Annotated in this window: 23 protein-coding genes; 10 read left to right on the forward strand and 13 right to left on the reverse strand. The window is 59.8% G+C overall.

Going from position 1 to position 23359, the window contains the following annotated elements:
- Positions 1-92: 92 nt before the first annotated feature.
- From rlmD to GTU76_RS23665, 5 genes are all read right to left on the reverse strand, one after another.
- Positions 93-1469, reverse strand: a complete 1377-nt coding sequence (rlmD, locus tag GTU76_RS23645) for a 23S rRNA (uracil(1939)-C(5))-methyltransferase RlmD (RefSeq protein WP_180699730.1) — start codon at positions 1467-1469, stop codon at positions 93-95.
- The gene (cysM, locus tag GTU76_RS23650) at positions 1469-2371 is read right to left on the reverse strand and encodes a cysteine synthase CysM (protein WP_180699744.1); all 903 of its coding nucleotides are present in this window, start codon (positions 2369-2371) and stop codon (positions 1469-1471) included. The genes rlmD and cysM overlap by 1 nt, the downstream gene beginning before the upstream one ends.
- 107 nt (positions 2372-2478) lie before the next feature.
- Complete coding sequence (locus tag GTU76_RS23655; protein ID WP_016987450.1) at positions 2479-3504, reverse strand: PDDEXK nuclease domain-containing protein; 1026 nt, start codon at positions 3502-3504, stop codon at positions 2479-2481.
- A 185-nt stretch (positions 3505-3689) separates the two neighbouring features.
- Complete coding sequence (locus GTU76_RS23660) at positions 3690-5114, reverse strand: sensor histidine kinase (protein ID WP_180699731.1); 1425 nt, start codon at positions 5112-5114, stop codon at positions 3690-3692.
- Positions 5101-5823 (reverse strand): response regulator transcription factor, encoded by a 723-nt coding sequence (locus GTU76_RS23665; RefSeq protein ID WP_180699732.1) that lies wholly within the window; start codon positions 5821-5823, stop codon positions 5101-5103. Before GTU76_RS23665 ends, GTU76_RS23660 begins: the two co-directional genes overlap by 14 nt.
- A 219-nt stretch (positions 5824-6042) precedes the next feature.
- Here GTU76_RS23665 and GTU76_RS23670 point away from each other — a divergent pair, with 219 nt between their 5' ends.
- Together GTU76_RS23670 and GTU76_RS23675 are read left to right on the forward strand one after the other, a co-directional pair.
- Positions 6043-8793 carry a response regulator gene (locus tag GTU76_RS23670; protein ID WP_026000779.1) on the forward strand — a complete coding sequence of 917 codons (2751 nt, stop codon included), beginning with the start codon at positions 6043-6045 and terminating at the stop codon, positions 8791-8793.
- A gap of 82 nt (positions 8794-8875) precedes the next feature.
- On the forward strand, positions 8876-9865 hold the full coding sequence (locus tag GTU76_RS23675) for a 2-hydroxyacid dehydrogenase (protein ID WP_016987446.1): 990 nt from the start codon (positions 8876-8878) through the stop codon (positions 9863-9865).
- A 12-nt stretch (positions 9866-9877) separates the two neighbouring features.
- Here GTU76_RS23675 and GTU76_RS23680 read toward each other — a convergent pair whose 3' ends face one another.
- Positions 9878-10330 carry a hypothetical protein gene (locus tag GTU76_RS23680; protein WP_016987445.1) on the reverse strand — a complete coding sequence of 151 codons (453 nt, stop codon included), beginning with the start codon at positions 10328-10330 and terminating at the stop codon, positions 9878-9880.
- A gap of 133 nt (positions 10331-10463) precedes the next feature.
- On the opposite strand from GTU76_RS23680, the gene GTU76_RS23685 reads away from it, so the two are divergent.
- Positions 10464-10898 (forward strand): hypothetical protein, encoded by a 435-nt coding sequence (locus GTU76_RS23685; RefSeq protein ID WP_016987444.1) that lies wholly within the window; start codon positions 10464-10466, stop codon positions 10896-10898.
- The gene (locus GTU76_RS23690) at positions 10898-11302 is read left to right on the forward strand and encodes an META domain-containing protein (RefSeq protein ID WP_175553475.1); all 405 of its coding nucleotides are present in this window, start codon (positions 10898-10900) and stop codon (positions 11300-11302) included. Before GTU76_RS23685 ends, GTU76_RS23690 begins: the two co-directional genes overlap by 1 nt.
- Before the next feature lie 252 nt (positions 11303-11554).
- On the opposite strand, the gene GTU76_RS23695 is transcribed toward GTU76_RS23690, so the two are convergent.
- Positions 11555-12022, reverse strand: coding sequence for a TlpA disulfide reductase family protein (locus GTU76_RS23695; RefSeq protein ID WP_016987442.1), 468 nt, complete (start codon positions 12020-12022; stop codon positions 11555-11557).
- 113 nt (positions 12023-12135) lie between these two features.
- On the opposite strand from GTU76_RS23695, the gene arsC reads away from it, so the two are divergent.
- Genes arsC through GTU76_RS23710 form a run of 3 tightly spaced genes read left to right on the forward strand, consistent with a single transcriptional unit; the run spans position 12136 to position 13510 of the window.
- On the forward strand, positions 12136-12489 hold the full coding sequence (arsC, locus tag GTU76_RS23700) for an arsenate reductase (glutaredoxin) (RefSeq protein ID WP_180699733.1): 354 nt from the start codon (positions 12136-12138) through the stop codon (positions 12487-12489).
- On the forward strand, positions 12486-13082 hold the full coding sequence (gene wrbA / locus GTU76_RS23705; RefSeq protein WP_016987440.1) for an NAD(P)H:quinone oxidoreductase: 597 nt from the start codon (positions 12486-12488) through the stop codon (positions 13080-13082). Before arsC ends, wrbA begins: the two co-directional genes overlap by 4 nt.
- Before the next feature lie 2 nt (positions 13083-13084).
- Positions 13085-13510, forward strand: a complete 426-nt coding sequence (locus tag GTU76_RS23710; RefSeq protein WP_180699734.1) for a DUF2069 domain-containing protein — start codon at positions 13085-13087, stop codon at positions 13508-13510.
- A gap of 90 nt (positions 13511-13600) precedes the next feature.
- On the opposite strand, the gene GTU76_RS23715 is transcribed toward GTU76_RS23710, so the two are convergent.
- Positions 13601-14275, reverse strand: a complete 675-nt coding sequence (locus GTU76_RS23715; protein WP_180699735.1) for a DNA-3-methyladenine glycosylase I — start codon at positions 14273-14275, stop codon at positions 13601-13603.
- A 150-nt stretch (positions 14276-14425) separates the two neighbouring features.
- Positions 14426-15250 carry a tRNA 2-thiocytidine(32) synthetase TtcA gene (gene ttcA / locus GTU76_RS23720; RefSeq protein ID WP_123453360.1) on the reverse strand — a complete coding sequence of 275 codons (825 nt, stop codon included), beginning with the start codon at positions 15248-15250 and terminating at the stop codon, positions 14426-14428.
- 289 nt (positions 15251-15539) lie between these two features.
- On the opposite strand from ttcA, the gene GTU76_RS23725 reads away from it, so the two are divergent.
- Together GTU76_RS23725 and GTU76_RS23730 are read left to right on the forward strand one after the other, a co-directional pair.
- A complete protein-coding gene (locus GTU76_RS23725) occupies positions 15540-16142 on the forward strand; it encodes a Yip1 family protein (RefSeq protein WP_007917515.1) in 603 nt (200 codons plus the stop codon).
- Between the two features lie 127 nt (positions 16143-16269).
- Positions 16270-16764 carry a SprT family zinc-dependent metalloprotease gene (locus tag GTU76_RS23730; protein ID WP_180699736.1) on the forward strand — a complete coding sequence of 165 codons (495 nt, stop codon included), beginning with the start codon at positions 16270-16272 and terminating at the stop codon, positions 16762-16764.
- A gap of 108 nt (positions 16765-16872) precedes the next feature.
- Here the strand turns inward: GTU76_RS23730 and GTU76_RS23735 are convergent, their stop codons facing one another.
- The gene (locus GTU76_RS23735; RefSeq protein ID WP_180699737.1) at positions 16873-18054 is read right to left on the reverse strand and encodes a CaiB/BaiF CoA transferase family protein; all 1182 of its coding nucleotides are present in this window, start codon (positions 18052-18054) and stop codon (positions 16873-16875) included.
- Between the two features lie 143 nt (positions 18055-18197).
- On the reverse strand, positions 18198-19532 hold the full coding sequence (locus tag GTU76_RS23740) for a dicarboxylate/amino acid:cation symporter (protein WP_175553469.1): 1335 nt from the start codon (positions 19530-19532) through the stop codon (positions 18198-18200).
- 351 nt (positions 19533-19883) lie between these two features.
- Here GTU76_RS23740 and GTU76_RS23745 point away from each other — a divergent pair, with 351 nt between their 5' ends.
- Positions 19884-20882 (forward strand): AraC family transcriptional regulator, encoded by a 999-nt coding sequence (locus GTU76_RS23745; RefSeq protein WP_180699738.1) that lies wholly within the window; start codon positions 19884-19886, stop codon positions 20880-20882.
- A gap of 315 nt (positions 20883-21197) precedes the next feature.
- On the opposite strand, the gene GTU76_RS23750 is transcribed toward GTU76_RS23745, so the two are convergent.
- Positions 21198-22544: an ATP-binding protein gene (locus GTU76_RS23750; protein ID WP_016987433.1), complete on the reverse strand. Its 1347-nt coding sequence runs from the start codon at positions 22542-22544 to the stop codon at positions 21198-21200.
- Positions 22541-23218 (reverse strand): response regulator transcription factor, encoded by a 678-nt coding sequence (locus GTU76_RS23755; RefSeq protein WP_016987432.1) that lies wholly within the window; start codon positions 23216-23218, stop codon positions 22541-22543. Before GTU76_RS23755 ends, GTU76_RS23750 begins: the two co-directional genes overlap by 4 nt.
- Positions 23219-23359 lie beyond the last annotated feature (141 nt).

Genomic DNA, 23359 nt, shown 5'->3' on the forward strand with positions numbered 1-23359 from the left:
CCTTCCCTACGACGCAGATTCAATGCGTCAAATCGCTGATCCTTATTGTCCGTTTGCGCTCGCGGGGCTAAAGCGAGCGCTGCGCGGACAGATCAGACGGATTCAGACGAGCCATCCTGGCTCGCTTCAAATAACGCCATGGCCTCGACATGTGCCGTCTGAGGAAACATATCGAGAATCCCGGCACGTTTTAACCGGTAGCCCTGCTTGATCAATTCGACCGTATCGCGCGCCAGAGTTGCAGGGTTGCACGACACATACACCAACCGTTTGGCACCCAGGGTCGCCAGCTTGCGAACCACCTCGAAAGCACCGTCACGCGGTGGGTCCAAGAGTACCGCAGAAAAGCCGTTTCCGATCCACTGGGCATCGCTCAAAGGCTGGGATAAATCGGCTTGAAAAAACTTTGTGTTATGCAAATTGTTACTAGCGGCATTGGCTTCGGCGCGATCGACCATCGTCTGCACGCCTTCAACTGCCACCACTTCGCGCACGGCTTTGGCCAGCGGCAAAGCGAAGTTGCCCAGGCCGCAAAACAGATCCAGCACGCGTTCATCGCGACCCGGTTTCAGCCAGTCCAGTGCCTGCGCCACCATTGCCTCGTTGACGCCGGCGTTGACCTGGATAAAGTCGCCCGGCCGGTACGCGAGATCCAGACCCCACTGTTCCAGGCGATAGCCCAGCGACTGGCTGGCATCGACCGGTTGCGGCTCGCCTTCACCATGCAGCCACAATTGCGCTTCATGGAACTGGCAGAAGTCCTTGAGGATGGTCAGATCCGCTTCGGACAGCGGCGCCATGTGCCGCAGCAGCACCGCCAGTGACGAGCCGCTGAACAACTCGACATGCCCCAACGCTTGCCGCTTGCTCAAACGACGGAGCATCTCCGGTAAACGGGTCATGATCGGTTGCAAGGGCTGTACCAGCACCGGGCATTCGCTGATGGCGACAATGTCCTGACTGCCAGCGGCGCGGAATCCGACTTCAAGCTGCTTCGCTTTCATGTCCCAGCGCACGGCGATCCGGGCGCGGCGGCGATAGCCGAACTCGGGACCGGTCAGCGGTGCTGCCCACTCTTGCGGTTCGACACCGGCCACACGCGACAATTGCTCGGCGAGCATGCGCTGTTTCAGGGCAAGCTGTTCGCTGTGGGGCAAATGCTGCACGCTGCAACCGCCGCAACGGCCGGCGTGCTGACACGGTGCCGGGCGGCGCAGTTCGCTGGCCTTGAACACGCGTTCGGTGCGCGCCTCGACCACTTTGCCGTGGGCGCCGAGCACCCGCGCTTCGACCTCTTCACCGGCAAGGGCGCCGAGGACGAACCAGGTTTTGCCTTCGAAGAACGCGATACCGCGACCGTCATTGGCCAGGCGTTCGATGCTCAAACGCTGCTTTTTCCCGGTCGGAATTTGCGCAGCCTTGCTACCGCCGGTGGGCTGAAAGCGCAGGCCTCTCTCGTGCTTGGCCATCAGTTGGGCGCGTCGAAAATGCCGGTCGACAAGTAACGGTCGCCACGGTCGCAGATGATCGCGACGATCACCGCGTTTTCAACTTCTTTGGACAGGCGCAGCATCGCTGCCACCGCACCGCCCGAGGACACGCCACAGAAGATGCCTTCTTCGCGGGCCAGACGCCGGGTGACGTCCTCGGCTTCGCTTTGCGCCATGTCGACGATACGGTCGACGCGGTCGGCCTGATAGATCTTCGGCAGGTATTCCTGCGGCCAGCGGCGGATACCCGGAATGGCCGAGCCTTCCATCGGTTGCAGACCAACGATCTTCACGCTGTCGCTCTGCTCTTTCAAGTAGCGCGAAACGCCCATGATGGTGCCGGTGGTGCCCATCGAACTGACGAAATGGGTGATGGTGCCCTGGGTCTGACGCCAGATTTCCGGGCCGGTGGTGGTGTAGTGCGCCTCAGGATTGTCGCCATTGGCGAACTGATCGAGCACCTTGCCACGGCCTTCGGCTTCCATCCGCTGGGCGAGGTCGCGGGCGCCTTCCATGCCTTCTTCCTGGCTGACCAGAATCAGCTCGGCACCGTAAGCGGTCATCGCCGCTTTACGCTCGGCGCTGGAGTTGTCCGGCATTATCAGGATCATTTTGTAACCCTTGATCGCCGCAGCCATGGCCAGAGCGATCCCGGTGTTACCCGAGGTCGCTTCGATCAGCGTATCGCCGGCGTGGATCTGCCCGCGCAACTCGGCGCGAGTGATCATCGACAACGCCGGACGGTCCTTGACCGAACCCGCCGGGTTATTCCCTTCGAGCTTGAGCAATAGGGTGTTGCTGGTAGCACCGGGCAGGCGCTGCAAACGCACCAGCGGCGTGTTGCCGACGCAATCGGCGATGGTTGGGTACTGCAAGGTCATGGCGTATTCGCAATCCAGACGTGCGGGGGCGCCTATCATACCGGCAAACCCGCGCAGGCCATATCACGCAAAGTGCGGTGCTTATGGTTTATGGGAATAAGCAGTCGTTACTCGCTATTTTCTGTGTGCGCCGTATCCAGTGCATAAAACTCATGCAACTTGGCTTGCAGCAATTGTTTATCCGGCAAACAGGTTTGATATTCCGCTATCAATGCGGGCGAGAGACTGCGATTGAGGGCGTACTCGACGACCTCATCTTCCTTGCTTGCACACAGCAGAACACCGATGGCCGGATTTTCGTGAGGCTTGCGGACATTGCGATCCAGCGCCTCCAGATAGAAATCCAGCTTACCGAGGTATTCCGGCTCAAAACGGCCGACCTTGAGTTCAATGGCTACAAGGCAATTGAGCCCTCGGTGAAAGAACAGAAGATCGAGAGAGAAATCCCGACCGCCGACCTGCAGTGGATATTCGGAACCGACAAAGCAGAAATCGCGACCAAGTTCGATCAGGAACTCCTTGAGGCGAGATAGCAGGCCTTGGTGCAGATCGGTTTCAGAGTGAGCGCCGGGCAGATCGAGAAATTCGACCATGTAGGAATCGCGGAATATCTCGAGAGCATCGGGATGGGTTTGCTGCAGTGCCGCGGAGGCTTTTGCCGGGTCGGTGACGCTTCGCTCAAACAAAGCTGCTTTGAGCTGCCGCTCCAGCTCACGTCTCGACCATTGCTCTCGAACGGCCATTCGTACGTAGAACTCGCGCTCCTCTGGTCGTTTGCATTGGCTGAAAATGGTCAAATTGTGCGACCAGGACAATTGTCGCACCAGTGGTGCGACTTTTTCTTCGGCGTGATAAAGCTCATAAAACTGGCGCATACGAAACAAGTTCGAACGAGTAAAACCTCGTAATCCCGGTTGTGTCAGAGCCAAATGTTCAGCCAATTGGCCCACCACGGAATCCCCCCACTCCGCCTGCTCAATCTTTCGACTGATGTGCGCCCCCACCTGCCAATAAAGCTCAATCAGTTGAGTATTGACCGCCTGCATGGCCTGATGTCTGGAACGGTGAATCAGCGCGAGCACTTCGTTGAAGCGTTCGCCATCGGGGCTGCTGATAAGGCTGGATACAGTCATGCACAATTCCTTGAAGATCAGGGGGAAGCACGAGCCTAACCCCTTCAGGAAGCTTGAAATGACCGCCGATGCAGCTTGGGAAATGTCGTACAAAAAAAGGCGAGCGCTCCCGCAAAACCGGAGGACTGGCCACCCGAATGGACTACATCGCGAGCAGGCTCACTCCTACAGAAGCGCTGAGGCACTCAGACGATCTGCGGCGAACCGAGATCCAATGTGGGAGCGAGCCTGCTCGCGAATGCGTCAGGCGGCGCGAAATCACCCTCAGCGACCAAGCGCAAATTCAACCGCAATCCCGCCCCGCCATTCTCCGCCCAAATACTCCCGCCCTGACGCTGCACGGCATTGCGCGCGATGCTCAGCCCCAAGCCAAATCCACCATCTCCGGGCCGCGAGCCGTCGAGTCGGGTGAACGGCGAGAAGATCCGTTCCAGATCCCCTTCCGCTACGCCGCCGCCCTGATCTTCCAGCCACAGGTGCCAGTAATCGCCATCGCGCCGCCCATCAAGCCGGACGATCCCACCCGCCGGCGAATGCCGAATCGCGTTACGCAGAATGTTCTCCAGCGCCTGCGCCAGCGTGTTCAGATTGCCCCGCACCCAGCACGACGCTTCGACCGCGCACTGCAACCGCAAACTCGGCCAGCCGCTTTCGTAGCAGGCGTTATCCGTGAGCATTTCCCACAGGGCCTGGATCTGAATCGCCTCGTCAGGCAGTGGCGTACGGTCGGTATCGAGCCAGGCCAGTTGCAGGGTTTCCTCGACCAGTCGCTGCATACCGTCGACTTCGCGACCAATGCGCTCGCGCAGTTGCGGCAGGCCTTGTTCACTTTCGCTGGCCACGCGCAAGCGGCTCAACGGCGTGCGCAATTCGTGGGACAGATCACGCAGCAGTTGCTGTTGCAGGGCGACTGTAGATTGCAGGCGCTCGGACATCGAGTCGAACGCCCGGGCCAGTTCACCGAGCTCATCCGGGCGCTGGGTGATGCCGCTCGACAACCGCACATTCAACTGGTCGGCGCGCCAGGCGTTGGCCTGTTCGCGCAAGTTGTTCAGCGGCACTACCAGAAGACGATAGAGACCGACGCACAGCAGCAAAGTGAACAACCCCGGAATCACGCCGTTAGTGATGACGCGCCAGAACACGCGATATTTACCCGGCAGGAATCGCTCGGGCAATTCGATCACCAGGCTGCCGGCGGAAGGCTCTTTAGGGAAAGGTATGCGCAGCCACGGCCGATTCTGTTTGTGAATCGGCCAGTCGAGACCACGCAGGAAAGTCAGATGCTGGATCTCCTGATCATTCAGCGGATCACTGCTCAGCGACTGCAAATTGCCACCGATAACGCCGACCCAACTGGCTTCGCGCAACTCCATGCTCTGCAACCAGTCATCGACACCGCTGCGTCCGCCGCGCTGCCATGCTTGCTCGGCTTGCATCGCATAACGTGAAAGGGTGCCGCGCGCCTCGTCGGAGAGGAACTGGTTGCGCTCCTCCATATAACGTCCCCATGACCAGCTCAACCAGATCATCAGCAGACAAAATGCGACCAGCAGAAACGCCAGTTTCCAGAACAGCGAATGCCGCCCCGGCAGTTCAGACCGCTTCATCAGCAGCACTCAAGACGTAACCCTTGCCCCAGACAGTCCGCACTTCACGCTCGGTGTAACCGATGGCTTTGAGTTTGCGGCGGATCTGGCTGATGTGCATGTCGAGACTGCGATCGTGGGCCGCGTAGCCGCGCTGCAAAACGTGCTGATAAAGGAACGCTTTGCTCAGCACTTCCTCATCATTGCGGTTGAGGGTTTCCAGCAGACGGTATTCGCTACGGGTCAGCCCGGCGGGTTGCTCGCGGAAAAACACCTCGCACTGTTCGTCATCGAATCGCAGCGTACCGACCGCCACTGGCGCCGCGTGCACGGCCGGGCGCCGATCCAGCGCGACCCGACGCAGAATCGCTTCGATGCGCACATGCAGCTCAGCCATGCTGAAGGGTTTTGGCAAATAGTCGTCGGCGCCCAGACGGAAACCGCTGATGCGATCCGCCTCGGCACCGAGGGCCGACATCAACAGCACTGGCGTCGAATGGCTCTGGCGCAATTGCGTCAGCACATTCAGACCGTCCATGCCCGGCAACAGGATATCCATCAGCACCACATCGAATGGCTGACGCCTGGCAATACTCAGGCCTTCCTGGCCGTTCTGGCACCAGGTCACCTGAAAGCCGCTGCGGCCCAGATGTTCGTGAACATAGGCGCCGAGAACCGGATCGTCTTCGATGGAAAGAATGCGTGGTTGGCCAGCGGAAACAGGAGTCATGAGTATCTGCAAGTAATTCTCAGTTGAGAGCGATTATTCAAGATTGCCGGACAGCGGGCAACTCAAGGTTGACCCACCTGACCAACGAGCACCCGCGCCCTGCCCCATCGCGACAGCATTTTTCCGAAGATTGCCTGCGAGCAAATCGCTACACTGCGCCCATGTCGCGTGCCGGATGCACGCATGAGTCAACAGATCAGCGGGATGCAGGAGATAGGCGTGCTCAAGAAACTGGGAATCAAAGGTCGCGTGTTGTTGCTGACCTTGTTGCCAACCAGCCTGATGGCGCTGGTGCTGGGTGGTTATTTCACCTGGACGCAGCAGTCCGACTTGCAGAGCCAATTGATGCAGCGCGGCGAAATGATCGCCGAGCAACTGGCGCCACTGGTGGCACCCGCCATGGGTCACGGCAACAATGATCTGCTTGAGCGCATCGCTACGCAGTCCCTTGAACAACCGGACGTGCGCGCGGTGACTTTCCTCGCCCCGGATCGCTCACCGCTGGCCCATGCCGGCCCGACCATGCTCAATCAGGCGCCCAGCGGCGACAGCGCGCATTTGCAACGGCGCAGCGGCAATGACGCAACCCGTTACCTGATGCCGGTATTCGGCAAGCATCGCAATCTTGCTGGCGAACTGATTCCGGAAGAGTCCGACCGCTTGCTCGGCTGGGTCGAACTGGAACTGTCGCACAACGGCATGCTGCTGCGCGGTTATCGCAGTCTGTTTGCCAGCCTGCTGTTGATTGCCGCCGGTCTGGCAGGCGCGGCGCTGCTGGCATTGCGCATGGGCCGCACCATCAACCGTCCGCTAAGCCAGATCAAACAAGCCGTCGCGCAACTCAAGGACGGTCATCTGGAAACGCGTCTGCCGCCGCTCGGCAGTCAGGAGCTGGACGAACTGGCGTCGGGCATCAACCGCATGGCCGGCACCCTGCAAAATGCCCGCGAAGAACTGCAGCACAGTGTCGATCAGGCCACCGAAGACGTCCGGCAGAATCTGGAAACCATCGAGATCCAGAACATCGAACTGGACCTTGCGCGCAAAGAGGCGCTGGAGGCCAGCCGGATCAAATCCGAGTTTCTCGCCAACATGAGTCACGAGATCCGCACGCCGCTCAACGGCATTCTCGGCTTCACGCACCTGTTGCAAAAAAGCGAACTGACCCCGCGCCAGCTCGACTACCTGGGCACCATCGAAAAGTCCGCCGACAGCCTGCTGGGGATCATCAACGAGATCCTCGACTTCTCGAAAATCGAGGCCGGCAAACTGGTGCTCGACCATATCCCGTTCAACCTGCGTGACCTGCTGCAGGACACCCTGACCATCCTCGCCCCCGCCGCTCACGCCAAACAACTGGAGCTGGTCAGTCTGGTCTATCGCGACACGCCGCTGTCGCTGGTCGGTGACCCGCTGCGCCTGAAACAGATCCTCACCAACCTGGTCAGCAACGCCATCAAGTTCACCCGCGAAGGCACCATCGTCGCCAGAGCGATGCTGGAAGAAGAACACGAAGACAGTGTGCAGTTGCGTATCAGTATTCAGGACACTGGCATTGGCTTGTCCACTCAGGACGTGCGTGCCCTGTTCCAGGCATTCAGCCAGGCGGACAACTCGCTGTCGCGCCAGCCGGGTGGCACCGGCCTGGGGCTAGTGATTTCCAAACGCCTGATCGAACAGATGGGCGGTGAAATCGGCGTCGACAGCACGCCGGGCGAAGGCTCGGAGTTCTGGATCAGCCTGAGCCTGCCCAAGACCCGTGACGATGCCGAAGACTTGCCCTCGGCGCCGCTGCTCGGACGCCGGGTGGCAGTCCTGGAAAACCATGAACTGGCGCGTCAGGCCTTGCAGCATCAATTGGAAGACTGCGGCCTCATTGTCACGCCGTTCAATACCCTGGAAAGTCTGACCAATGGCGTCACTGGCGCGCATCAGACCGATCAGGCGATTGATCTGGCGGTGATCGGCATCACCAGCAACGACATGCTCCCCGAGCGCCTGAATCAGCATATCTGGGATCTCGAACACCTCGGCTGCAAAGTGCTGGTGCTGTGCCCGACCACCGAACAGACGCTGTTTCATCTGTCGGTGCCCAACCCGCACAGTCAGCTGCAAGCCAAACCGGCCTGTACGCGCAAATTGCGTCGGGCGTTATCCGATCTGGCCAATCCCCGCCAACCGCGCACCGAGCCGGGCGAACCGTTGTCGAGCCGCGCGCCGAAAGTGTTGTGCGTCGACGACAACCCGGCCAACCTGCTGCTGGTGCAGACCCTGCTCGAAGACATGGGTGCCAAGGTGCTCGCAGTGGAAAGTGGCTACGCGGCGGTCAAAGCGGTGCAGAGCGAATCCTTCGATCTGGTGTTGATGGACGTACAGATGCCGGGCATGGACGGTCGCCAGAGCACCGAAACCATTCGCCAATGGGAAAGCGAGCGACACTGCACGCCGCTGCCGATTGTCGCCCTCACTGCCCACGCCATGGCCAACGAAAAGCGTGCGCTGCTGCAAAGCGGCATGGACGACTATCTGACCAAACCGATCAGCGAGCGGCAACTGGCGCAGGTGGTGCTGAAATGGACCGGTCTGGCCTTGCGCAATCAAGGGCCGGAGCGGACCAGCGAAAATTCCGCTGGCAATGAGCTGCCGGTGCTCGATCACGAGGAAGGTTTGCGCCTGGCCGCCGGCAAGGCTGATCTCGCTGCGGACATGCTGGCCATGCTGCTCGCCTCACTGGAAGCTGACCGCGAAGCCATCCGCGCGGCGTGCGAAAACCGCGACCAGAACGCCTTGATCGAGCGCGTCCATCGTCTCCACGGTGCCACTCGTTATTGCGGCGTACCGCAATTGCGCGCGGCCTGCCAGCGCAGCGAAACCCTGCTCAAGCAGGGCGACCCGAAGGCCGTGGCAGCGCTGGAAGAACTCGAGCGCGCGATCAACCGTCTCGCGGCGCAAGCGAAGATCAGCGCCTGATCCACGGCAATGTCGATCAACGCCAGCACCGCTAAAATGAGCTCGGGTGATTCAATCCGTGTCGATGTTCCAGGAGGATTTCATGCGCACGATCGTTTTCAGCAGCCAGACCTACGACCGCGACAGCTTCCTCGCCGCCGATTGCCCGACGGGTATCGAACTGCACTTTCAACCGGCGCGGCTCAGCCTCGATACGGTGGCGCTGGCCGACGCACATGAAGTGGTCTGCGCCTTCATCAATGATGACCTCAGCGCGCCAGTGCTGGAGCGTCTGGCTGCAGGTGGCACACGCCTGATTGCCTTGCGCTCGGCGGGTTACAACCATGTCGACCTGCCTGCGGCGAAACGTCTGGGTCTGGCCGTCGTACGCGTGCCGGCCTACTCGCCACACGCGGTGGCCGAACACGCTGTGGCGCTGATCCTCGCCCTTAACCGTCGTCTGCACCGGGCCTATAACCGCACCCGTGAAGGCGATTTCAGCCTGCATGGCCTGACCGGTTTCGATCTGGTGGGCAAAACCGTCGGTATTGTCGGCACCGGGCAGATCGGCGCGACCTTCGCCAAGATCATGCACGGCTTCGGCTGTGAGTTGCTGGCCTACGATCCGTTCCCGAACCCGGATGTACTGGCGTTGGGTGCACGCTATCTGAGCCTGCCGGAACTGCTCGCGCAGTCGCGGATCATCAGCCTGCACTGCCCGCTCAACGAGCAAAGCAAACACCTGATCAACCGCGACTCACTGGCGCACATGCAAGCGGGCGCCATGCTCATCAATACCGGTCGCGGCGGCCTGGTCGATACCCCGGCATTGATTGACGCCTTGAAGGAGGGCCAACTCGGCTATCTGGGCCTGGATGTCTATGAAGAAGAGGCGCAACTGTTTTTCGAGGATCGCTCCGACCTGCCCTTGCAGGACGATGTGCTGGCGCGGTTGCTGACCTTTCCGAACGTGATCATTACCGCGCATCAGGCCTTTTTGACGCGTGAAGCATTGGGCGCAATTGCCGCAACGACCTTGCACAACATCGCGACCTGGGCGGCGGGGACGCCACAGAACCAGGTCGAGGGCTGAAATTTTTTCAGCTTATTTCGGTGAAAGCGAAGACGCCAGAATCAGCAACGCCAGCCAGCCGAAGCCAAAAAAGCGCTGTTTCATTGAGTGGCCGTAGCGCAGCAGGAACCAGACGAAAACCATCGGCAGCAGGAAGATCATGATCTTCAGCCAGCCTTCCACCGGACGACTGCCGTCGGCATTGGCCTGCTCGGCAACAGGTTGCTCGGTGGGCGGCTGGCGCCGACGCCGCGCGGCGGCCGGCATGACTTTCGGCAAAGGTTGCGGTTCAGGCGCTGGAGCACTGACTTCGGGCACTGCCTTGTTACGCGGCAGACTGCCGAACGAGATTGTCGCAGCCTGTATGGGCGCGGCTGCGGTCTGCGCGTGTTCTGTTTGCTCCGCCATTGGAGCCCCACAATGAATGCACGCGTTGGCCTCGGAGCTGATGCTCTTCTTGCATTCATAACATTCGATCAGCGCCATGTTCCGTTCCTTCAGAGTCGAGGCCGGCAGTTTGCCATGAGCGTCGCTTCATTTGAACCGGATCGAAGGTCACACGCGCGCATCATTCTGCAATCAAGCCCGTGCTAGCATGTCGCGCATATTTGGAGGACCCATGGTCGAACACGATTTCCGCTATACCCTGATGAACCCGCAACACACCCTCACCGAATGCCGCGCCCTCGTTCCGGGCCGCTATCAGGTCACCGGCAATGGTGGCTCGATTCGCATCGGTGACGCCTTGTTGGTCACCCTCAAAGGCAGCAAGGACTTGTCCATGCGCCTGACCGTTGAAACCGTCCGCCACCTGATCAACCCGCCGGGCCAATGGACCGCGATGACTACAGGTCCGGTGTTCGGCGAGCTGGCGATCTACACCTGGCAGGTCAACTGCGACAGCTGCGCCAAAGAGCTGAGCTTCGAATTCGCGGTAGACGCCAAACTCGGCAAAACCGCCGAGAAACCGGCTGCCACCGCACGTATCGCCGAGCTGGGCTGGAAAGCCGTTGGCGACAAGCACCTGTGCCCGAAATGCCAGGAGCCTGCGTGATGAAACGCCTTGCCCTGACCGCGCTGGTTGGTGCCGGCCTGGTGGGTTGCGCCGCCGAACCTGTGCAACTGCAACAGAACCGCAGCTACATTCTGGAGTGGATCGGCGAGCGACCGTTGATGGATTACAGCCATTTGACCGTGACCCTTGGCGATGATGGTCGCGCCTATGGCAACGGTGGCTGCAACCATTGGTTCGCGCCGTACACGCTGGAAGGTGACAAGCTGACCTTCGGCAAGATCGGCAAGACCCGCAAACTCTGTGCACCGGCGCTGATGGAGCAGGAGCAACGCTTCCTGCAGGCGCTGGAGCATGTCGAGCGCTGGGACATCTCGCCGATCGAGCAGATGCGTTTCTGGCCGGCGGAAGGCAAGCCGTTGCGTTGGTGGCTGGAAGAAGGCTAAAAAGCCCTCACCCTAACCCTCTCCCAGGGGGAGAGGGGACTGATTGGGGGATATTGGGGAGCTACGCCGACCTGAAAGGCCTATGCCGAATCCATAATCGACCGGATTTTGCTTTGGCGACCCCATAATCGACCTGATCTTGCTTTGGCGAATCTACAATCGACTCGATCTCTCAGGTCGATGTAACTCGCCAGACACCTCGGTCGGCCCCCTCTCCCTCTGGGAGAGGGCTGGGGTGAGGGGCTTTTGACGTTACTTGGTCGCCTGCAGAGCCTCAAGCTTGGCCATCACCCCCGCCGCCGTCTGCTCCCCCATCAATTGCTCACGCACCTTGCCCTTGTTGTCGATGATGTACGTCACCGGCAATGCTTCACTGCGCGGCAACTCGAACAGTTCCGCCGGATCCTGCGCCAGCACGGTGAACTTGATGCCGAGCTTCTCGCTCGCCTCTTTCAGTTCCGCGCCCTGCACATTGTCGAAATTGACCCCGAACACGCCGACATTCTTGCTCTTGAGCTCATCAGCCAAATGGTTGAGCTCCGGGATTTCCGTGCGGCACGGGCCACACCACTCGGCCCAGTAGTTCAGCACTACCCATTGTTTGTCCAAACGCTCGGACGCAACTTTCTGACCATTCTGGTCGATCCCGTAATCATTGCCGCAGCCCCCCAGCATCAACGCCCCGATTATCGTCAATGCCGCTGCCAATCGCCGTGTCATGTCGTGTTCCTTGTGAAAATTTGAAGGCGCCTGCGACCCATTGCCTCCGAAGGTTCTGGATTGCGCGCTGCACAGTTAGAATAGCCGCCACTTTACGCCAGAAGCGACCCGCCATGACCGATCTGACGCTTTATCACAATCCGCGCTGCTCGAAATCCCGCGGCGCACTGGAGCTGCTTGAAGCCCGCGGCCTGACCCCGAACGTCGTGCGTTACCTCGAAAGCCCGCTGAATGCGGCGCAAATCAAGGCTCTGCTCGGCAAACTCGGAATCAGCGCGCGCCAATTGCTGCGCAGCGGGGAAGATGAATACAAAATGCTTCAGCTGGCTGACGACAGCCTCAGTGAAGCGCAATTGATCGACGCCATCGCCCAGCATCCAAAACTGATGGAACGGCCCATTCTTGAAGTTGGCGACAAAGCCGTCATCGGTCGTCCGCCGGAAAATATTCTGGAGTTGTTGCCGTGAGCGCGCCGTACATTCTGGTGCTGTATTACAGCCGCAGCGGCTCGACCAACGAGATGGCCCGACAGATTGCCCGTGGTGTCGAGCAGGCCGGCCTCGAAGCGCGTTTGCGCACGGTGCCGGCGATCTCGACCGAGTGCGAAGCTGTGGCTCCAGACATTCCAGACGAAGGCGCGCTCTACGCCACCCTCGATGACTTGAAGAACTGCGCCGGCCTCGCCCTCGGCAGCCCGACGCGTTTCGGCAACATGGCCGCGCCGCTGAAATACTTCCTCGATGGCACCAGCAACCTCTGGCTGACCGGTGCGCTGGTCGGCAAACCGGCCGGCGTGTTCACCTCCACCGCCAGCCTGCACGGCGGTCAGGAAACCACCCTGCTGTCGATGATGCTGCCGCTGTTGCACCACGGCATGCTCATCACCGGTCTGCCGTACAGTGAATCGGCGTTACTGGAAACCCAGGGCGGGGGCACGCCTTACGGTGCCAGTCACCACGCCGGGGCTGACGGTAAAAAAGGTCTCGATCAGCACGAAGTGGCGCTGTGTCGTGCGTTGGGTCTGCGGCTGGCCAAGACTGCGCAGAAACTGGAGGGCTGACAGTGGCGAAGAAGCCGAAAATCCTGCCCGCCGTCGAGTGGCTGGAGCCGCGCGTCAAGGCAATGCGCATCATCAGTCTGCTGAGTTTTTTCGCCTTGGGCGGATTGCTCGCAGCCTACTATCTGATTTTCGCTGACCTGCACGGCGCGCGGCCGTGGGTGATTCTGCTGGTCGAACTGATCCCGTGGATCATCCTGGCGCCCGCGATGATCGTGGGCAGCGCCCGTGGGCACTCGTGGATGTGCTTTGTGGTGAATCTGTATTTCATCAAAGGCGCACTGGCGGCGTATGACCCGAACCGGCAGTGGTTTGGCGTGCTGGAAATGGTCGCGAGCCTGGCGGTGTTCTGCTCGGCGCTGTTGTATGTGCGCTGGCGCTATCAGTTGAATCGCAAACTGGCGGGTGAAGGCGAGATCTCCGTCGCCTGATGGAAAAAGATCGCAGCCTTCGGCAGCTCCTACATTTGGAATGCATTCCCCTGTAGGAGTGAGCCTGCTCGCCAATGAGGCGACCCGGTTTTAATGGTTGACGGTGTACGCGAGCATCATCGAAATCTGGCTCATCGCCCGTCCGCCGCTCTGCTCATGCCACTGGTTGAACGCATCCTGCACGATCGCCAGATCGCGCAGACTGGTCGGCACCTTGTCGACGATCTTCTGTGCATTCAGCGCCGCGACCACGTCGTAGCTCGGCACAAAGGTATCCTTGCCGACCATGCGCAAAAAACGTGGCGCCGACAGCCCGCCCAGCTGATGACCGTGCTTTTTCAGGTAGGTCCACAGACCGACGATATCGGTCACCGGCCAGTCGGCGATCAGCGCGCCAAAACTGCCCTTGTCTTTCTCGACATCGAGAATGAACTGCGCATTGCGCGGCACGCTTTTCAGTTTGCCGAGATGGCGAATGATCCGCGCATCCTGCATCAGACGCTCGAGATGCTCGGCACTCATCAGCACGACTTTTTCCGGATCGAACTTGAAGAACACTTCCTCGAAGGCCGGCCACTTGGCGTCGACCAGACTGTGCTTGAGGCCGGCACGGAACACGCGCAGGGCCATGGTCGAGAGGTAGCGGTCGTCGCTGATCTTGCGCAGTTGCGCCTGGGTCTTGGGAACGGGCAGATGGGCTTCCAGTTCAGCCGCCGAACCGAAACGGTTCAGACAGTATTCGTGCAGCCACTTGTAATCGCGCATGCCCTCTCCTGGGAATTGAAAATGAAATTTTACCTGTGAACACAAAACACTGTGGGAGCGAGCTTGCTCGCGAAAGCGGTCTGTCATTCAACACGGATGTCGGCTGACACGACGCCTTCGCGAGCAAGCTCGCTCCCACATGGATCGGGTTTACAGATTGACGACGTTGACGAAGCGCGAAGCTGCGGTCTCGTCGATCTTCAGGCTGGTGAAGTCGAACAGGTTGCGGTCGGCCAGTTGCGACGGGATCACGTTCTGCAGACTGCGGAAGATGCTTTCAGTTCGACCCGGGGTCTTGCGCTCCCAGTCCTGGAGCATTTCCTTGACCACCTGACGCTGCAGGTTTTCCTGCGAACCGCAGAGGTTGCACGGGATGATCGGGAATGCCTTGAAGTCCGAATACGCCTGAATGTCTTTCTCGTTGCAGTACGCCAGCGGACGGATCACCACGTTGCGGCCGTCGTCGGCGCGCAACTTCGGCGGCATTGCCTTGAGGCTGCCATTGAAGAACATGTTGAGAAAGAACGTCTCGACGATGTCGTCACGGTGATGCCCGAGGGCCATCTTGGTCGCGCCGATTTCATCGGCAAAGGTGTACAGCGTGCCGCGACGCAGGCGTGAGCACAGCGAGCAAGTGGTCTTGCCTTCCGGGATCAGTTCCTTGACTACCGAATAAGTGTCTTTCTCGACAATGTGGTACTCGACGCCCAGCTCTTTCAAATAAGCCGGCAGCACGTGCTCAGGGAAACCCGGCTGCTTCTGGTCCATGTTCACCGCGACGATCTCGAACTTGATCGGAGCAACCTTCTGCAGGTGCAGCAGCACATCGAGCATGGTGTAGCTGTCCTTGCCCCCGGACAGGCAGACCATGACCTTGTCGCCGTCTTCGATCATGTTGAAATCGGCGACCGCTTCGCCGGCCAGGCGGCGCAGGCGCTTTTGCAGTTTGTTCTGGTTGACCGTAAGAGTGCCCATGACGCGAAATCCGTGAGGTGTGACGAAAGGCCGGCATTTTACGCAAAAACCCCGGCGTTGTGGGCACAGGTTGTCGTCGCCCAGGTTTGCATTCCTTACAGACCCCAAGGCGATTAAGCCCTGTGTTTACAGCGCGATTTGCTCTAAGCCCCTAATACCTGTGCGGGTAAGTCCTTTCTATACTGCGACATAAGGTCGCACACAATCTGAAGACCTGTATTTGCTCGGCCACCTTGGCCCGTAGGCGCTCCGTTGGGGGGCGATGGCAATAACAAGAGGAGTGACTGGCATGATCCATCACGTAGTGGGACTTTTCACCCACCCCGATCAGGAATGGAAGGAAATCCGTGGCGACCAAGAGGAAAGCATCAGCCACATGTACCTCACCCACACGCTGATTCTGGCGGCGATCCCCGCTGTTTCGGCGTTTATCGGTACGACACAAGTCGGCTGGGTGATCGGCAACCGCGCGCCGGTGATGCTCACCGTCGAAAGCGCGATCTGGATGACGGTCATGTCATATCTGGCCATGCTCGGCGGTGTCGCGGTCATGGGTGCCTTCGTGCACTGGATGGCCCGCACCTACGACGCCAACCCGAGTCTGGCCCGTTGCGTGGCGTTTGCCACCTACACCGCGACACCGTTATTCGTCGGTGGGCTGGCGGCGCTGTATCCGCATATGTGGCTGGGGATGATCGTCGGTACGGCGGCCATCTGCTACACGGTGTATCTGTTGTATGTGGGGCTGCCGACGTTCATGAACATTCCGTCGGACGAAGGTTTTCTGTTCTCAAGCTCGGTGCTGGCGGTGGGTCTGGTGGTGCTGGTCGCCATCATGGCGTTTACCGTGATTGTCTGGGGGCTGGGCGTTGGTCCCGTCTATACGAACTGACTCGATAAGCCAATCAGAGGCCGCCGCAAGGCGGCCTTGTCGTTTGCGCGATGACCATTCGGCAGTTTGGCGATTCGCAAGTCCACGGCGTTGCGGCATACTCGATGCCTCTGGAGATCCATCAAGCATGCCCGAGCAACTCAATACCCGCGTCGAAGACTGTTACCAACTCGCTGAATCCTTTTTCAAACGTTCCTTCCCTCGCCCAGTTGTCAGCCTCAAGCTGCGCGGGCAAAAAGCCGGTGTCGCGCATCTGCACGAGAACCTGCTGCGCTTCAACCCGCAGCTGTACCGGGAAAACACCGAACACTTCCTCAAGCAGACCGTGGCCCACGAAGTCGCGCACCTGATCGCTCATCAGTTGTTCGGCGACCGTATCCAGCCCCATGGCGAGGAGTGGCAACTGATCATGCGCGGGGTTTACGAACTGCCGCCGGATCGCTGCCACACCTATGCAATCAAGCGCCGCAGCGTGACCCGCTATATCTACACATGCCCGTGCGCAGAAAGCGATTTTCCGTTTTCGGCACAGCGCCATAGTCTGGTGCGGCAGGGGCGGCGGTATTTGTGTCGACGCTGCCGCAATACCTTGGTGTTCAGTGGCGAGATGCGCGTCGAATAGTCAGTCTTCTATTGCCTGTTGTGGCCTCTTCGCGAGCAAGCTCGCTCCCACCTTGGAATGCATTCTCCTGTGGGAGCGAGCTTGCTCGCGAAAGGGTCGGTACAGGCACTAAAGAATCACTTTGGATGAACGCAATTCAGCAATCCGCTCAGTGCTAAACCCCAACTCGCCCAACACCTGATCCGTATGCTGCCCCAACACCGCGCCAACATGCCGCCGCGCCGGCAACGCTTCGGAAAACTTCAACGGACACGCTATCTGCGCTTGCGTCGTGCCATCCCCACGCGGCACCTGCGTCACCAATTCCCGCGCCCGCAACTGCGGATGGCTTACCGCCTCCCCGAGACTCAATACCGGCTCAACACACGCATCGATCCCGGCAAACATCTCGCACAACTCAGCAAAGTCATGCTTTTCAAACTCGACCGTCAGCGCGTATTTCAACGCCCGCTGCTGCTCAGGCTTTGAGGACAAACCCTGCGCCGCCAACTCCGGCCGCCCCAGCGCCGTACACAGTTGCTGCATGAACCCCGGTTCCAGACTGCCCACCGACATCCAGCGCCCATCGCGGGAACGGTAGTAGTCGTAGAAACTGCCACCGTTGAGCATCTGATCTTCCCACTCCGGCTCTTCACCGCATGCCAGATAGCCGGCCCCGGCCATGGCATTCAGGCTGAACGCGCAATCGGTCATGCTCACATCCAGATGCGTGCCCTGCCCGGTTTGCTGTCGCGCAATCACAGCGGCCAACAAGCCAATCACCCCGTGCAGCGAACCACCGGCAACATCCGCCACTTGCATGCCCAGCGGCAACGGCCCGCTGTCGGCGCGGCCGGTGTAACTGGCCAGCCCCGCCAGCGCCAGATAGTTGATGTCATGCCCGGCGCGATCCTTGTACGGCCCGGTCTGGCCGTAACCGGTAATCGACACGTAAATAAGCTTCGGGTTGATCGCCTTCAGCGCTTCATAGCCCAGGCCCAGACGTTCCATCACACCGGGGCGAAACTGTTCCAGAACGATGTCGTGATCGCCCAGCAATTGCTTGACCACTTCCAGTGCTTCGGGCTGCTTCAAATCCAGCGCCAGGCTGCGTTTGTTGCGGTTCAGGTAGGCATGACTGGCCGAAACTCCGCCATCATGCGGCGGCAACACGCGCAGCAGATCCAGGCGCGTCGGCGACTCGATGCGCAGCACTTCAGCGCCCATGTCCGCCAGCAACAACGAGGCGAACGGCCCCGGCAGCAGCGTTGAGAAATCGAGGATTTTCAGTGAGGCCAGCGGTGCGGACATGGGCGAACTCCTTGGGCGATGCACTCAGCCTAGGCAGCGATGCCGCGCACGGCAATCACCGCAAATGTCAGCGGGTGTGACCGTTACGCTCAAACAGCAGGCAAGAAAAAACCCGCCGAAGCGGGTTTTTCATGAAGCGAGGGTTACTTGACGCTGCTAGGTGTCGGGCCTTCAGCCACACCCAGGTCATCTTCCGGACGGGTATCAGCGATACCACGACCGCCCGAGGCCAGCTCGGTTTGCAGCGTGTCGGTGTCCAGCTCTTTCACCCACTTGGCAACCACGATGGTCGCTACAGCGTTACCAACGAGGTTGGTCAGGGCGCGGGCTTCGGACATGAAGCGGTCGATACCGAGGATCAGCGCCAGACCGGCCACTGGCAGGTGACCTACCGCCGACAGGGTCGCTGCCAGCACAATGAAGCCCGAACCGGTCACACCGGCTGCGCCTTTGGAGGACAGCAGCAACACCACCAGCAGAGTGATCTGGTGAGTGATGTCCATGTGCGTGTCAGTTGCCTGAGCAATGAACACCGCGGCCATGGTCAGGTAGATCGCGGTACCGTCGAGGTTGAACGAGTAACCGGTCGGGATCACCAGACCCACTACCGATTTCTTCGCGCCCAGACGCTCCATCTTGATCAGCATGCGTGGTAGTACCGATTCCGACGACGAGGTGCCGAGTACGATCAGCAGCTCTTCACGGATGTAACGAATCATCTTCAGCACGCTGAAACCGTGCATGCGGGCGATGCCGCCGAGCACGATCAGCACGAACAGCAGACAGGTGATGTAGAAGCAGATCATCAGTTGACCCAGCTGCACCAGCGAGCCGACACCGTAAGCGCCGATGGTGAAAGCCATGGCACCGAAGGCACCGATTGGCGCGAGCTTCATGATCATGTTGATGATGTTGAACATCACGTGGGCGAAGCGATCGATGAAGTCGAGGATCGGCTTGCCGTAGGCACCCAGGCGATGCAAGGCGAAACCGAAGATCACCGAGAACATCAGGACTTGCAGGATGTCACCGGTGGCGAACGCGCCGACGATGGTGGTCGGGATCACGTTGAGCAGGAAGCCGACAACGCTTTGGTCAGCGCCAGCCGCTACATAAGAGGCGACTTTCGAGGCGTCGAGGGTGGCAACGTCGATGTGCATGCCGTTGCCCGGTTGCACAATGTTGACCACAACCAGACCGACCAGCAGAGCAATGGTCGAAACGATTTCGAAGTACAGGAGTGCGTAACCACCGGTCTTGCCGACCGACTTCATGTTCTGCATGCCAGCGATACCGCTGACCACGGTGCAGAAGATGATCGGGGCGATGATCATTTTGATCAGCTTGATGAACCCGTCACCCAGTGGCTTAACCGCGACACCGAACTGCGGGTAGTAATGACCGAGCGCAATACCGATGATGATTGCGATGATCACCTGGAAATACAGGGATTTGTACAGTGGCTGACGAGTCGTCATTGCAGATTTCCTCAAGAGCCTCGCGTGGCAACATCCATCTGTTGGCCGCGAAACCTGAATTGCGAACCCTCCTGCACTGGAGGGATTTGTTGTTGGAGCAGCGTTTTCCATCAGGGCCAAACGCACGCTTCTGTAGCTTGTATCGCAAACGTCGTGCCACTTTGGTGCGATTGCCTGCAAGCCTTTTGATATCAGGGATCACAGGTGCATGGATGTCACCATCCGGTTACTCAAGTGTGGCGGATTTCCGCCAACTCGCCGCTTCTCGTCCTACAATTTGGCGGAAATCCGCCTTGTAGGGGTGTCCAGCCGCCGGCTACCATCCGGCGCCTGAGTAAGGATCTGCCGTTTATGCGCGAACGCACCATTGCCAGTCATTTCGCCCGTGCCGCCCTCGGTGGCGCACGCCGCCAAGGGTTCGATTGTTCCGGCCTGCTGTTGCAACTGGGCATCAGCCCGGAGCTGCTCGATGAGCCACGCGCGCGCATTGCCCCGCAACAATTCACCCGGTTGATTCAGACCCTGTGGCTGGCGCTGGACGACGAATACCTGGGTTTCGGCAACGCCGCGAGCAAGCCCGGCAGTTTCGCCATGATGTGCCACGCCTCGATTCATTGCCGTAATCTGGAGAAAGCCCTACAACGCGGTTTATTGTTTTATAGCCTATTCCCCGAAGCCCCGCGCCTGAGCCTGACGCGCGAAGACGAATGGGTGCGCCTGAGCCTCGACGATTCACAGTTGTGGGATCCCGATCACTTTCTCACTGAGAGCCTGCTGGTGATCTGGCATCGCCTCGGCAGTTGGCTGATCGGTCAGCGGATTCGCCTCGAACAGGCGAGCTTCAGCTATCCACGCCCCGAGCATGGCGCCGAGTACGATCTGCTGTTTCCCTGCCCGCTGACCTTCGGCGCCGATCAAAGCAGCCTTTTATTCCACAGCCGCTATCTGTCTATGCCGCTGTTGCAGGACGAACGCACGCTCAAACATTTCCTCGAACGCTCCCCTGCCGACCTGCTCTCGCGCCCGGACGACGGCGACAGCCTGAGCAGCCGCCTGCGTCGTTTGCTCAGTCGCGACACGGCGCGCTGGCCGGATCTGGAAGCGGTGGCGGCGCACTTGCACATCAGCCCGCAGACCTTGCGCCGGCACTTGCGTGAGGAAGGCACGAGTTTTCAGGAATTGAAGGATCAATTGCGGCGGGATATCGCCATTTATCATTTGGGGCGGGCGGATCTGTCGTTGCAACAGATTGCCGAGCAGTTGGGGTTTTCCGAACCGTCGGCGTTTCATCGGGCGTTCAAGAAGTGGACGGGGTTGACGCCGGGGGCGTATCGGGCGCAGGAGCAGTGAGGCGCTAAATCAAAAGCCCCTCACCCTAACCCTCTCCCGGAGGGAGAGGGGACTGATTGGGGGATGTTCAAGATGTACGCCGACCTGAACGCTTTCTACTGAATCCATAATCGACTGGCTATTTAAGGTCGATGTAAACGCCAGACACCCTCCGGGAGAGGGGACTGATTGGGGAATGCTCAAGATGTATGCCGATCTGAAACTTCGCTACTGATTCCATAATCGACTGGCTATTTCAGGTCGATGTATAACGCCAGACACCTCGGTCGGCTCCCTCTCCCTCTGGGAGAGGGCTGGGGTGAGGGCAGCTTTTAATCACACCGCCGGAAAATGAATCCTGAACGCCGCCCCGCCCATCGGCGAATCACCCAGGGCCAACTTGGCGTTGTAGCTTTCGATAATGTCCTTGACCACCGCCAAGCCGATCCCCTGCCCCGGATGCTGGGCATCCAGGCGTTCGCCACGCTCCAGAATCCGCGCACGCTGATCCGGTGGCACACCCGGGCCATCGTCTTCCACGCACAGTTCAATCCCGGCGAGGGTCTCGCGCACGCTGATGCGCACTTCACCCAGACACAGGCGATAAGCGTTTTCCAGCAAGTTGCCCATCATTTCCAGCAGCGCGCCCTGCTCGATCGGCACGTAGCAATGCTCGGGCAGATCGAACGCCACGCGCACATGCTTGTCGCGATACACCTTGTCCAGCGTGTCGCAAAGGCTTTTCAGCACCGGTTGCAAGCGCACCTGATGTCGCACAAGTCCGCTTTTGCGCAAGCTCGCCCGTTGCAGTTGATAGCTGATCTGCTGACTCATGCGTTCGATCTGGCTTTGCAGCACCCAGGCCTGATCGCGTTCTTCGGGACGTTGAGCCATGTCCTCGCTGACGCCTTGCAACACCGCCAACGGGGTTTTCAGGCTGTGCGCCAGATCATCGAGAGAATCGCGATAACGACTGCGCTGCTGGCGCTCGCTGTGCAGCAAACGGTTGAGCGAACCGGTCAGGCGCAGCAGTTCGCGGGGATGTTGTTCGGTGAGGCTTTCACGGGTGCCGCCTTCAATCTCATCGAGTTCCTGACTGAGCCGGCGCAAGGCTTTGAGGCCCCAGGTCAGGCCGATCCACAACAATGCCAGCAACACGAGCAAGGCCGCACCGAAGCCCAGATAGAGATTCTCGCGCAGGCCTTCGAGGGTGGTTTCGTATTCGCGCACCGGTTGCAGGGCAACGATGCTGAACGCCGCGCTTTTGCCGCCAAGCAATTTGACTTCGACGTCGTAGACGAAGAATTCCTGGCCGTTGGTTTCGCGGATCCGCGCGAACTCGTTACCGAGGCCGTCATAACGCGGCTTGTAGTTGATCTGCTCTTCCTGGGTGGCTTTCGAGCGCCAGACCAGATGCCCTTCGCGGTCGTAGATGTAGCCGAGCAAACGGAAATCGGTGAGGTTGAAACGCTCATCCGGCAACTGATTGGGCATCACCAGCCGACCGTTTTCGATGCGCGCGGCAGAGATCAGCGTGGTCACGTCCGAGGCCAGGCGTTGTTCGATCGAATCCTGCAACGCGAGGCTGAACGCGCCTTGCATCGCCGGGAGCAAGGCGAGCATGAACAACACCGCCAACGTGGTGGCGGCGAGCATCAAGCGAACGCGGAGGGAACGAATCAAGTGCAGCGCTCATTGAACAAGTAACCGAGGCCACGCACGGTGTCGATCGGCTTGAACCCGGCCGGGCCTTCGAGCTTGCGGCGCAGACGGCCGACCAGCACTTCGATGACATTCGGATCGCGCTCGTCGTCGTCCGGATAGAGTTGCTCCATCAAGCGATCCTTGGGCACCACTTGCTGATGATGACGCATCAGGTATTCGAGGATGCGGTACTCGTAGGCGGTCAGCGCCAGCGGTTGCTCGTCGAGGGTCGCCTGTTTGCGATTGAGGTCGAGCAGCAGCGGCCCGGCGACGATGGTCGACTGGGTGAACCCGCTGGAGCGACGCAGCAAGGCATTCAGACGCGCGTCGAGTTCTTCGAACTGGAACGGCTTGACTACGTAATCGTCGGCACCGGCAGCGAGGCCTTCGACCTTGTCCTGCCAGTTGCCGCGCGCGGTGAGGATCAGGATCGGGAAAGTCTTGCCGCCCGCGCGCAACTGACGAATCAGGTCAAGACCGCCCATGCCCGGCAGGCCGAGATCGATCACCGCCAGGTCAAAGTTGAACTGTCCGGTCTGGTACAGTGCCTCCTCGGCATTGGCCACGGACTCGACCACGTGACCGCTCTCCGTCAGGCGGGTTTGCAGGTGATGGCGCAACAGCGCTTCATCTTCGACGACCAACAGTTTCATGACTTCTCCTAATCACTTGAAATCTCCACAACCACTGTGGGAGCGAGCTTGCTCGCGAAGGCGGTTATTCAGTCAACGATGATGTTGAATGAAACATCGCTTTCGCGAGCAAGCTCGCTCCCACAGGGTTCCAAGGCGATT

The organism is Pseudomonas crudilactis, assembly GCF_013433315.1.
GTDB lineage: Bacteria > Pseudomonadota > Gammaproteobacteria > Pseudomonadales > Pseudomonadaceae > Aquipseudomonas > Aquipseudomonas crudilactis.

Excerpts from the sequence above, each read along its gene's own strand:
- rlmD (WP_180699730.1), bottom strand. The coding sequence starts at position 1,469 with ATGGCCAAGCACGAGAGAGGCCTGCGCTTTCAGCCCACCGGCGGTAGC.
- cysM (WP_180699744.1), bottom strand. The coding sequence starts at position 2,371 with ATGACCTTGCAGTACCCAACCATCGCCGATTGCGTCGGCAACACGCCG.
- GTU76_RS23655 (WP_016987450.1), bottom strand. The coding sequence starts at position 3,504 with ATGACTGTATCCAGCCTTATCAGCAGCCCCGATGGCGAACGCTTCAAC.
- GTU76_RS23660 (WP_180699731.1), bottom strand. The coding sequence starts at position 5,114 with ATGAAGCGGTCTGAACTGCCGGGGCGGCATTCGCTGTTCTGGAAACTG.
- GTU76_RS23665 (WP_180699732.1), bottom strand. The coding sequence starts at position 5,823 with ATGACTCCTGTTTCCGCTGGCCAACCACGCATTCTTTCCATCGAAGAC.
- GTU76_RS23675 (WP_016987446.1), top strand. The coding sequence starts at position 8,876 with ATGCGCACGATCGTTTTCAGCAGCCAGACCTACGACCGCGACAGCTTC.
- GTU76_RS23680 (WP_016987445.1), bottom strand. The coding sequence starts at position 10,330 with ATGGCGCTGATCGAATGTTATGAATGCAAGAAGAGCATCAGCTCCGAG.
- GTU76_RS23685 (WP_016987444.1), top strand. The coding sequence starts at position 10,464 with ATGGTCGAACACGATTTCCGCTATACCCTGATGAACCCGCAACACACC.
- GTU76_RS23690 (WP_175553475.1), top strand. The coding sequence starts at position 10,898 with ATGAAACGCCTTGCCCTGACCGCGCTGGTTGGTGCCGGCCTGGTGGGT.
- GTU76_RS23695 (WP_016987442.1), bottom strand. The coding sequence starts at position 12,022 with ATGACACGGCGATTGGCAGCGGCATTGACGATAATCGGGGCGTTGATG.
- arsC (WP_180699733.1), top strand. The coding sequence starts at position 12,136 with ATGACCGATCTGACGCTTTATCACAATCCGCGCTGCTCGAAATCCCGC.
- GTU76_RS23715 (WP_180699735.1), bottom strand. The coding sequence starts at position 14,275 with ATGCGCGATTACAAGTGGCTGCACGAATACTGTCTGAACCGTTTCGGT.
- ttcA (WP_123453360.1), bottom strand. The coding sequence starts at position 15,250 with ATGGGCACTCTTACGGTCAACCAGAACAAACTGCAAAAGCGCCTGCGC.
- GTU76_RS23725 (WP_007917515.1), top strand. The coding sequence starts at position 15,540 with ATGATCCATCACGTAGTGGGACTTTTCACCCACCCCGATCAGGAATGG.
- GTU76_RS23730 (WP_180699736.1), top strand. The coding sequence starts at position 16,270 with ATGCCCGAGCAACTCAATACCCGCGTCGAAGACTGTTACCAACTCGCT.
- GTU76_RS23735 (WP_180699737.1), bottom strand. The coding sequence starts at position 18,054 with ATGTCCGCACCGCTGGCCTCACTGAAAATCCTCGATTTCTCAACGCTG.
- GTU76_RS23740 (WP_175553469.1), bottom strand. The coding sequence starts at position 19,532 with ATGACGACTCGTCAGCCACTGTACAAATCCCTGTATTTCCAGGTGATC.
- GTU76_RS23745 (WP_180699738.1), top strand. The coding sequence starts at position 19,884 with ATGCGCGAACGCACCATTGCCAGTCATTTCGCCCGTGCCGCCCTCGGT.
- GTU76_RS23755 (WP_016987432.1), bottom strand. The coding sequence starts at position 23,218 with ATGAAACTGTTGGTCGTCGAAGATGAAGCGCTGTTGCGCCATCACCTG.